Origin of the sequence: Micromonospora acroterricola, from assembly GCF_003172955.1 — a bacterium.
GTDB classification, from domain to species: Bacteria; Actinomycetota; Actinomycetes; order Mycobacteriales; family Micromonosporaceae; genus Micromonospora; species Micromonospora acroterricola.
In genome coordinates, this window is sequence record NZ_QGKR01000088.1 from 1 (window position 1) to 8,973 (window position 8,973).

At 72.7% G+C, this 8,973-nt stretch carries 8 protein-coding genes; 1 reads left to right on the top strand and 7 read right to left on the bottom strand.

All coding sequences use genetic code 11. From position 1 onward, the window contains the following. Positions 1 to 127 precede the first annotated feature (127 nt). The 7 genes from DKT68_RS01870 to DKT68_RS01900 form a co-directional block, all read right to left on the bottom strand. Positions 128 to 1,210 carry a HAMP domain-containing sensor histidine kinase gene (locus tag DKT68_RS01870; RefSeq protein WP_109815702.1) on the bottom strand — a complete coding sequence of 361 codons (1,083 nt, stop codon included), beginning with the start codon at positions 1,208 to 1,210 and terminating at the stop codon, positions 128 to 130. Continuing rightward, a complete protein-coding gene (locus DKT68_RS01875) occupies positions 1,207 to 1,887 on the bottom strand; it encodes a response regulator transcription factor (protein ID WP_201748859.1) in 681 nt (226 codons plus the stop codon). The genes DKT68_RS01870 and DKT68_RS01875 overlap by 4 nt, the downstream gene beginning before the upstream one ends. Positions 1,888 to 2,093: 206 nt before the next feature. After that, a complete protein-coding gene (locus tag DKT68_RS01880; RefSeq protein WP_109815704.1) occupies positions 2,094 to 2,744 on the bottom strand; it encodes a DUF5701 family protein in 651 nt (216 codons plus the stop codon). A gap of 215 nt (positions 2,745 to 2,959) precedes the next feature. After that, a complete protein-coding gene (locus DKT68_RS01885; protein ID WP_109815705.1) occupies positions 2,960 to 3,721 on the bottom strand; it encodes a LytR/AlgR family response regulator transcription factor in 762 nt (253 codons plus the stop codon). Positions 3,722 to 3,746: 25 nt separating this feature from the next. After that, positions 3,747 to 4,973 (bottom strand): sensor histidine kinase, encoded by a 1,227-nt coding sequence (locus DKT68_RS01890; protein WP_109815706.1) that lies wholly within the window; start codon positions 4,971 to 4,973, stop codon positions 3,747 to 3,749. A gap of 39 nt (positions 4,974 to 5,012) precedes the next feature. Next, on the bottom strand, positions 5,013 to 6,584 hold the full coding sequence (locus tag DKT68_RS01895) for a sugar transferase (protein WP_201748860.1): 1,572 nt from the start codon (positions 6,582 to 6,584) through the stop codon (positions 5,013 to 5,015). Positions 6,585 to 6,849: 265 nt separating this feature from the next. Then, positions 6,850 to 7,710 carry an Fpg/Nei family DNA glycosylase gene (locus tag DKT68_RS01900; protein ID WP_109815708.1) on the bottom strand — a complete coding sequence of 287 codons (861 nt, stop codon included), beginning with the start codon at positions 7,708 to 7,710 and terminating at the stop codon, positions 6,850 to 6,852. A 134-nt stretch (positions 7,711 to 7,844) separates the two neighbouring features. On the opposite strand from DKT68_RS01900, the gene DKT68_RS01905 reads away from it, so the two are divergent. Continuing rightward, the coding region (locus DKT68_RS01905) for a glycosyltransferase family 4 protein (RefSeq protein ID WP_109815709.1) at positions 7,845 to 8,973 on the top strand (1,129 nt) is incomplete at its 3' end.

Consider the following 8,973-nt stretch of genomic DNA (forward strand, 5'->3'; position numbering starts at 1 on the left):
GGCCAGGGTTGGGGCCGGCCGGCGGCCTGCGGGAACGCCGGGCCGGGGCCGAACCAGGGCTGGCCGGTCCCGCCGGGAGCGGGGGGCCGCGGGCCGGTGGCCGGGGCGGGGGCACTGCCAGGGCTGGTCATGCGGCCTCTTCTCGGGGTGACCCCTCGGTCGGGATGGTGACCTGGATGCGGCAACCGGGGCGGCTGCCCCGGGCCGGGCCGGCCGGATCGAGGACCCTGATCCGGCCGCCGTGCAGTTCGACGACCCACCGGGCGATGGCCAGGCCGAGCCCGGTCCCGCCGCCGGCCGACCGGTCGCCCCGGGTGAACCGCTCGAACACCCGCGAGCGCTCCGCCGTGGGGATTCCCTGACCCTCGTCGCTCACCTCGAAGCGGAGCTGGCCACCGTGTTCCTCGGCGCTCAACCGCACCGTGCCGCCGGGCGGGCTGTGCCGTGCGGCGTTGTCGAGCAGGTTCGCGAACACCTGGTGCAGTCGCCACGGGTCGGCGTGCACCGTCAGGGGCACCTCCAGCTCGCGGAGCCGGAAGCGCACGTCCAGCCCCGCGCCCGTCGCGCTCGCGGTGGCGTGTTCCACCGCCTCGTCGAGGAAGTCCCCCACGTCGATGCGGACGCGCCGCAGCGGGACCACGCCGGCGTCGAGCCGGGACAGGTCGAGCAGGTCGGCGACGAGGTGTCCGAGCCGCTCGGTCTGGCCCAGCGCCGACCGCAGCGCCGCGGGTTCGGGAGTGGCCACCCCGTCCACCATGTTCTCCAACACGCCCTGCAACGCGGTGATCGGCGTACGGAGCTCGTGCGAGACGTTGGCGATCAGCTCGCGCCGGCGCTGGTCCGCCGCGTGCAGGTCCTCGGCCATCTTGTTGAACGCCTGGGCGAGCTCGCCGACCTCGTCCCGGGACGTGGCGCGTACCCGGCGGGTGTAGTCGCCGCGGGCCATGGCGCCGGCGGCCGCCGTCATCTCCCGCAGCGGCGAGGTCATGCCGTGCGCCAGCACCTGCGAGGTGAGCAGGGCGACGGCGATGGCGGTCGCCGAGGTCACCGGTGGTGGCCAGCCGATGCCGTACGAGAAGTACGCCAGCCCGGCCGCGCCGGAGGCGACCAGCAGGACCCCCAGCTTCAGCTTGATGGAGCGCACCGGGTCCAGCGGGCGGGGCAGCAGCTCCAGCACCCGGTCCACACGGGTGAGCAGGGTGGCGGTCATGACGGCACCTCCAGGGCGTAGCCGACTCCGTGGACGGTGCGGATGAGGTCCGCGCCCAGCTTCCGGCGCAGGGCCTTGACGTGGCTGTCCACCGTGCGGGTGCCGCTCCCCTCGGCCCATCCCCAGACGTCGGCGAGCAGCCGTTCCCGGGGGAGCACCGTGCGGGGCCGTCCGGCGAGGTGGACCAGTAGGTCGAACTCGGTCGGCGTGAGGTGCACGTCCGCGCCGGCCCGCCGGACCCGGCGCTCGGCCTCGTTGATCTCGATGTCGCCGAGGCGGATGGCGGGCGGCGCGGGCGTGGTGGCGGCCCGCTCCACCCGGCGCAGCAGGACGTGCACCCGGGCGGCCAGCTCGCGCATCGAGAAGGGTTTGGTGAGGTAGTCGTCCGCGCCGACCGCGAGCCCCACCAGCAGGTCCGTCTCGTCGTCCCGGGCGGTGAGCATCAGCACCGGCACCGGCCGGACGGCCTGGATCCGCCGGCACACCTCCAGGCCGTCGAAGCCGGGCAGCATCACGTCGAGGACGACCAGATCCGGCTGTCCGGTACGGAACTGCTCGACCGCGCTGGGGCCGTCCGCGGCGATCTCCACCGCGAATCCCTCGGCGCGCAGTCGGGCGGCGACCGACTCGGCGATGGTCCGTTCGTCCTCGACCACCAGTACCCGGCGTTCCTTCATGGGGCCTGACTGTAGGGATCCGCCGTGGAGATCAGTGGGTGGCATTGTGAATAACCTGTGGAGAACGGGTCACCCCTGTGGATAACCCGGCGGCCACGACGGTTGGCCTGCGGGAAATCCCGATCCTCGCTGTGGAGGACGCCGAGCGGGGTTGGTGGCACTGCCACCAACCCCGCCGTGTCTGCCGGCTGGCCCTGCCCCGGCGGTCAGTCCAGGCCGACGCGCTCCGGGCGGGCTGTTGCGGAGCCGAGCCAGGTGTGCGGGTTGCCGAACCAGCACCACCCCAGCTTGGGTGCGCCCTGGCTGATCCAGAGTGCCGGCACCCGCTTGTCCCCGCACCGCGACCCGACCAGCGAGAAACACCTGTTGCTGGCCAGCGCCGCGGGGTGCAGCGTGATGAAGGCGAGCCCCTCGTCGATGGTGAGCGGCAGCCGACCCTGCGCGGTCATCCCGTCCAGCGCCGCCGCCGGGGCCAGGTTGCGGAACTCCTCACCCCGGTCGACGTCGAAGAGCAGGTACGCCGGACGCGCCGGCACCTCCAGTTCCTTGATCGGATCAAACTTCGGCAGGTCGTCCTCGGCGTAGTGCCGATCGAGGAAGCCGGGCTTGCGCTTGCCGGCCAGCGTGGTGAGTGCCAGCCGCTGCTCGACCGTTGCCAGGTCGCGGGTGACGACCAGCAGGAACGGCACCCGGCCCTCGGTCGGTGCGGGCAGCCCGGCCGCGCCCGCGATCGCCGCCGCGCGCAGCGGGACGACCAGATCACGGAAGGCGCCCTCGGACAGATCGGCGAGCGCCGGGTATCCCAGCTCCACCAGGCGGTCGAGCTGGCGGTCGAATTCGGTGGCGGCATCGAACACGGACGGGCTCCATTCGTCGGTCGTTCCGGATACCGTACGACGTACGACAAGGCGGGGTTATTCCCGCTGGCTCATGCAACCCTCGTGGGCGAGCGCGCTCGACATGGTTGGGGTCGACGAGTCCGCGTTTCCCGCGCAGCCGCCGGTTCCGCTGTCCAGAGAGCAGTTGAAGGCCGTCGCCCTGCCATCGCAGACCCGAGGGGCTGGAGCCGGGATCAGCGGTTCCAGTCCTGCTTCGCCGCACGGACCAGCTTGTCCTTCAGCTCCCGGGTGTGCCGCCGGCTCACCGGCAGCTCGGTTCCGTCGATCACCACCACGTAACCGGAGTTGACCAGCCGCAGCTCCGCGATCAACTTCAACTGCACCAGGTACGACCGGTGCACCCGGACGAAACCGGCGTCGGCCCACCGCTCCGCGAGCGTGGCCAGCGAGACCCGCACCAGGTGCGACCCCTCCGCGGTGTGCAGCCGGGCGTAGTCCCCCTGCGCCTCCACCCAGCGCACCGCCGAGCGGGGCAGCATCCGGGTGGTGCCGGCCAACTCGATCGGGATGGTCGGGTCCTCCTCGGCCCGGGCTAGCGCCGCCGGGTGCGACGGCACGACCCGGGAGCCGATCACCCGCCGCAGCGACTCGGCCAGCCGCTCGGCGCGGACCGGTTTGCGCACGTAGTCGGTGGCCCCCAGGTCGAAGGCGTCCACCGCCCCGTCGTCGTACGCGGTGACGAAGACGATCGCCGGTGGCCGGGCGAACCGGCGCAGCACCCGGGCCAGCTCCATGCCGTCCAGGCCCGGCATCCGGATGTCCAGGAAGACCACGTCCACGTCACCGTCGCGGAGCAGCCGCAGCGCCTCGGTGGCGTCCCCCGCGGTGTGCAGCCGGGCCACCCGGGGGTCGGCCCGCAGGTGGTACGCCAGCTCGTCGAGCGCGGGCGGCTCGTCATCCACCGCCAGCACCCGGAGGAACCCGGTCGCGCTCACCGCGCTGCCCGGTCGCTGCGCTCGCTCACGATCCGGCCCGTACGCCGGGGTGGAACTTCGGAACCCGCATGCTGACCCGGGTGCCCGAGCCCAGCCCGGTCTCGACGACCAGGCCGAACCGGTCCCCGAAGACCGACCGCAGCCGCTCGTCGACGTTGGAGAGGCCGACGTGCTGGCCGGGGTCGTCGCCCGGGTCGCCGGTGCCGCGGGCCAGCTCGGCGATGCCGGCCGTCAGCGTGGTCGGATCCATTCCCACCCCGTCGTCCTCCACGGTGATGTGGCATTCGGCGCCCGCGTCCCGGGCCTCGATGCTCACCATGCCCGTGCCCGGCTTGCGGGACAACCCGTGCCGGACCGCGTTCTCCACCAACGGTTGCAGGCAGAGGAACGGCAGCGTCACCGGCAGCACCTCCGGTGCGATCTGCAACCGCACCTGCAACCGGTCGCCGAACCGGGCCCGCTCGATGGTCAGGTAGCGGTCGATCGACCGCAGCTCCTCCGCCAGCGTCGTGAACTCCCCGTGCGCCCGGAACGAGTACCGGGTGAACTCCGCGAACTCCAGGATCAACTCGCGGGCCCGCTCCGGGTCGGTCCGCACGAAGGAGCCGATCGCGGTCAGCGCGTTGTAGATGAAGTGCGGGCTGATCTGCGCCCGCAGCGCCCGGATCTCCGCCCGCGCCAGCCGCTCCCGCGACGAGTCCAGCTCGGCCAGGGCGAGCTGGTTGCCGGCCCAGTGCGCGGTCTCCAGGGTGGCCTGCACCAGCCCGGGCGCCGGAGGGCTGTCGGCGATCGCCACCAGGGCGCCGACCACCCGGCCGTCCGCCCCCTGCAGAGGGGCGACCACCGACCCCCGGATCGGGCAGTCGACCCGGTCGCAGTGCAACTCCGACTCACCGAGCACCGCCGAGCGCCCGCTGTCCATCGCCCGGCGGGCCGCCGCGAGCAGTTGCTCGCCGTGGTGCGCGCCGCGCCCGTCCAGGGCGAGCACCTGGTCGGCGTCGGTGAGAGCCAGCCCCACCGCCCCCACCAGGGCCCGCAGATGGCGTACGGCCTTCGCCGCGCCCGCCGCGCTCAGCCCCGCCCGCAGCGGTTCGGCGGCCAGCCCGGCGGTGTGGAGCACCTCGTAGGTGGCCCGCTGGGTGGCGGTGGCGATGCCCCGGCGGGCACGCAGCCGCAGCACCGCCAACAGGGCCGCGGTCAGCGCGGTGACCAGTGAGACGACGCCGACGACGGCGGAGAGGTTGCCACCCACGCAGCGATCCTGGCCCCTCCGGCCCCGGGGGCCAAGCCCCTAGTAGGCGCCCTTGCGGGCGAGCACCACACCGACCGTGCGCCACAGGATGCTCAGGTCGTACGCCAGGGACCAGTTGTCGACGTAGTAGAGGTCCAGACGGACCGACTCGTCCCAGGACAGGTCGGAGCGGCCGGAGACCTGCCACAGGCCGGTCATGCCGGGGCGGACCAGCAACCTGCGGCGTACGTCGCCCAGGAAGTCGCCATCGTCGGCCGGCAGCGGGCGGGGCCCGACCAGCGACATCTCGCCCCAGAGCACGTTAATCAACTGCGGTAGCTCGTCCAGCGAGGTGGCCCGCAGGAAGCGGCCCACCGGGAAGACCCGCGGGTCCTCCTTCATCTTGAACAGCATGCCGTCGGTCTCGTTCCGGTCGACCAGGCTGGCCAGGCGATCCTCGGCGTCGACGTACATGGTGCGGAACTTCCACACCCGGAACGTCCGCCCCTCGTGCCCGACCCGGGGCTGGCGGAAGAACACCGGCCCGGGGTCGGAGATCCGGATCGCCAGGCCGATCGCCAGGAAGAGCGGGATCAGCAGCAGCAGGCCGAGCCCGGCGGCCACCCGGTCCATCAGGTTCTTGGCCAGCAGGGCCGGCCCGGAGAGGGTCGGCTCCTCGACGTACAGCAGCGGCAGGCCCTCGATCGGCCGGATGTGCACGCGGGGGCCGGCGATGTCGGTCAGCTGCGGGGCGACCACCAGGTCGACCCCGGAACCCTCCAACTGCCAGGCCAGCCGGCGCAGCTCGCCCGGCTCGGCGCTGGCCGACCCGCAGACCGCGATGGTGTCGCCGCCGACCTCCCGGACCAGGGCCAGGACGTCCCGGCCGGCGTGCACCGGCACCGGGGTCGGCATGCCGCGGGCGGCCGCGTAGCCGTCGGTGATGTGGATGGCGACCGGCACCAGCCCGGCGTTCGGGCTGCGGGTGACCGCCGCGTAGACCTCCAGGCACTCCGGCAGGGTGCCGACCAGCACCATCCGGTGCGCGGCCTGACCGGCCCGCCGACGGATGTAGTGCAGCGCCCAGCGGGCCACGAACCGGCCCCACAGGATCAGCACCGTGGCGCCGACCAGCGCCGTGCCGACCGTGTACCGGGAGAGCTGGGTCACGGTGGCGAACGCCAGGAAGCTGACGCTCGCGGCGACCGTCACCGAGGCCCGGATCACCCGCTTGAACTCGTCGGGCCCCAGCCCCAGGTAGCGCCGGTCGTAGGCCCGGTTGCTCCAGAGGATGACCACCCAGCCGAGCGGGAGCAGCAGGTACGAGATGGTGTGGAACCAGGTCGGGTCCTGCTCGGTGCCGGAGAAGCCGGAGGCGGCCTGGTCGAACAGCTGGATCGCGATCCAGCTGGCGAACGCCGCCGCGCCGAAGTCGAGCAGCAGCAGAATCGCGATGTAGGGGCGATGCCAGCGGGAGACGCGGCGTCGCGCCCTGGCCCACGCCGACCTGGGGACGCCGTTGTGCGACGGTGGCGTCGGCGGCTGGATCTCGAAGCTGTCGACGTGCCGCACGAGTCTGCTCCGGCCTTCGTTGGTTACCGGGCGCTGGAGGCTTGCCGTCACCTCACCCATGTCCTCCCGCATGACACGTACCGCTCACTCGCAGTGAGGGCCCGGGTCGCCCACCGTCCCAGTCTCCCACGGTGGCTCCGACCGGTCGCTGCCCCGGAGGAGATTGGCGACCGATGGTGCCGGCGGGATCTGGCCGGCTCCGCACCATTTCAGAAGCCGGGGACCCGGGCCACTATACCGATGGATGTGCTCGTGGCGAGAACCGCGGACCGGAGCTTCGACTCAGGAGAGCCGATTCCGCTCCGTAGTCGGCGAGTGGAATTACTCACCGTACGAGGCGGGACAACCGTCGGTCAGCGAGTGGCTTTCCGCCGGTCTGACAGGTCGGGCAGTACTGGAGGCTCGAGTCGGCGAACGACACCTCCCGCACGGTGTCCCCGCACACCGGGCACGGCAGCCCCGTGCGGGCGTGCACCTTCAACCCGGAGCGCTTCTCGCCCTTCAGCTCCGCAGCACGCTGGCCGAGGGACCGCTGGACCGCGTCGCCGAGCACCTGCCGGGTGGCCGCGTGCAGGGCGGCGAGCTGGTCGTCGGTGAGCCGGTCGGTGATCGCGAACGGGGACAGCTTCGCGGCGTGCAGGATCTCGTCGGAGTACGCGTTGCCCACCCCGGACAGCACCGCCTGGTCGGTCAGCACCCCCTTGACCTGCCCGCGCCGGCTGCGCAGCCGCTCGGTGAAGGTGGGCAGGTCCGCGGCGAGCGCGTCCGGGCCCAACTTGGCCACCCCGGGCACCGCCGACAGATCGGTGACCAGGTACGCGGCCAGCTTCTTCTGGGTGCCGGCCTCGGTGAGGTCGAACCCGGAGCCGTCGTCCAGGCGTACGCGCAGCGCGATCGGGCCCTTGCCGGGGCGCAGCGGGGTGGTGGACGGGAACGCCTCCCGGTAGTGCAGCCAGCCCGCCCGCGCCAGGTGCACCACCAGGTGCAGATCGCCCTCGACGAGCACGTCGAGGAACTTGCCATGCCGGCGGGCGTCGACCACCGCCCGACCGGCGACCGCGGTCGGTGCCGGGTCGTACGTCTTCAGGGCGCTGATCGCGGCGACCTCGAGCCGGTCGACACGCCGCCCCACCGCGCGCTGCCGCAGGTAACCCGCGAGCGCCTCAACCTCCGGTAGTTCGGGCACCAGCCAACGGTAGCCTTCTTTCCGGTGAGCGCGAGGAATGAGCTTGCGAGTCCCTGGCGAGAGTGCGAGGAGTGAGCTTGCGAGCCCCGCAGTCGCGCAGGAGCCGACACAGTCGTGAACGAAAGGCGAGCTCGTTGAAAATCGTGGTGGCACACAACCGGTACCGGGAAGCTCAGCCCTCCGGCGAGAACACGATCGTCGACTCGGAGATCGCTCAGCTGACCGCTGCCGGTGTCGAGGTGCTGCCGTTCATCCGCAGCTCCGACGAGATCCCGTCGATGTCGAAGGCGGCCAAGGCACTGCTGCCGATCTCGCCGATCTGGGCTCCTCGTGCCCAGCACGACCTGAGCCGCCTGCTCACCGAGCACCGACCGGACGCGCTGCACCTGCACAACCCGTACCCCCTGCTCTCGCCCTGGGTGGTGCGGACCGCGCACCGGCACGGCGTGCCGGTGGTGCAGACGGTGCACAACTACCGGCAGGTCTGCTCCTCCGGGATCTACTTCCGCGACGGCGTGATCTGCCAGGACTGCAAGGGTCGGGCGCTGGGGGTGCCGGCGATCAAGCACCGCTGCTACCGCGACTCGGCGGCGCAGAGCGCGCTGATGGCGACCACCCTGGCCGTGCACAGGGGCACCTGGCGCTCGGTGGACCGGTACATCGCGCTCACCACGGCGATCGCCGACCATCTCCGCGAATACGGCATTCCGGACGAACGGATCGTCGTGAAGCCGAATGCCGTCCCCGACCCGGGCCGGCCCGCCCCGCTCGGTGACGGCTTCCTCTACATGGCCCGGCTGAGCCCCGAGAAGGGCGTCGACCTCCTACTGGACGCCTGGCGCCGGCACCCCGTGGGCGCTCTGGGCACGTTGCGCATGGCCGGCGACGGCGAGCTGCGCCCGCTGGTCGAGGCCGCCGCCGCCGAGCGACCCGACGTGGTCTACCTCGGTCAGCTCGATCGTGCCGGGGTGCGCGCGGCAGTCGAGGCGAGCGCCGTGGTGATCGCCGCCGCCATGTGGCACGACGTGCTGCCCACCGTGATCATCGAGGCGATGGCCAGCGGCCGGCCGGTGCTCGGCACGGCGCTGGGCGGCATCCCGTACCTCGTCGGGGCCGACGCCCCGCACGAGCCCGCCGGCACCGGCCCGGCCGAGGTCGCCTCCGCGGTCGCCGGCGGCGGTTCACCGATGCCGGCCGGAATCGGTCTGGGCGAGGCCGGCTGGGTGGTGGCCCCGGAGCCCGCCGCGCTGGCCGCCGCCCTCC